Annotated in this window: 1 protein-coding gene; it reads left to right on the top strand. The window is 22.5% G+C overall.

The window, feature by feature from the left end; genetic code table 11:
• Positions 1-39 precede the first annotated feature (39 nt).
• Positions 40-834 carry a Fic family protein gene (locus tag AJ887_RS07590; RefSeq protein ID WP_070274242.1) on the top strand — a complete coding sequence of 265 codons (795 nt, stop codon included), beginning with the start codon at positions 40-42 and terminating at the stop codon, positions 832-834.
• The last annotated feature ends 205 nt before the right edge of the window (positions 835-1039 follow it).

The raw sequence follows: 1039 nt of genomic DNA on the forward strand, positions 1-1039 counted from the left end.
AAAAAAATATTCTATCATTATAAAAAATAGGAAAAGAAAATGAATTTAAAAGATGTTCTAAAGGAAATTGATATTCTAAAAGATTTTTTGAAAGAACACAAACTAGCTTTTGAAACTAAAAAATCACTAGAAGAAGATTTTAAATTAAGATATACAAATGATTCTAATGCAATCGAAGGGAATACACTTACCTTATTTGAAACAAAAGCAGTGCTTGAAGGTATGACTATTGCAGGAAAAAGTGTAAAAGAACACTTAGAAACCATAAACCATTCACATGCTATTGATTTTATGTTAGAACTTGCAAATGCTAATACAATTTTAAATGAATTTGATATTAAATCTTTACATCAAATTATTTTACAAACAATTGATATAAAGAATGCTGGAGTATATAGAAAGGCTAATGTAGTGATTAGCGGTGCAAAACATATTCCACCTGATTATTTGAGTATTGATTTTGAAATGAAAAACTTTTTAAATTGGTATGAGAATGAAGCACAAAATTTACACCCTATTATTAGAGCTTCAAGAATACATATTGACTTTGTTAGAATACACCCATTTATTGATGGTAATGGAAGAATGTCAAGGCTTTTAATGAATTATGAGCTTGTTAAAAATAATTATCCACCTATCAATATTAAGTATTCTTCAAAAGAAGAATACTTTCAAGCTTTGGAAGAAGCTTGTTATTATAAAAACTTTGAAAAATTTGACACAATAGTAATAAAAGAAGTTAAAAATGAACTAGAAAAAAGAAAACATTTCGCTCTAAAAAATGAAAAAAATGAATATCAAGAAAATTTAAAAGATAAAATAAGAAGGAGCTAAAATGAAAAAATAATTTTATCAATGCTATCTTTAAAAATCAAAACTTATATTATATAATATTATATAATATTATATATTCAGAAAGATTATTATAAGTTTTAATATATTATTATTTAAAATAAAATTGTTTTAAAAAGGAAAATAAAATGAAAAAAGAAAAAAGTTTGCATTTAATTATTTTTGGATTATCTTTAATTTTTATAGG

The sequence above is a fragment of the Campylobacter sp. BCW_6466 genome, from assembly GCF_001762835.1.
GTDB classification, from domain to species: Bacteria; Campylobacterota; Campylobacteria; order Campylobacterales; family Campylobacteraceae; genus Campylobacter_D; species Campylobacter_D jejuni.

Excerpts from the sequence above, each read along its gene's own strand:
- AJ887_RS07590 (WP_070274242.1), top strand. The coding sequence starts at position 40 with ATGAATTTAAAAGATGTTCTAAAGGAAATTGATATTCTAAAAGATTTT.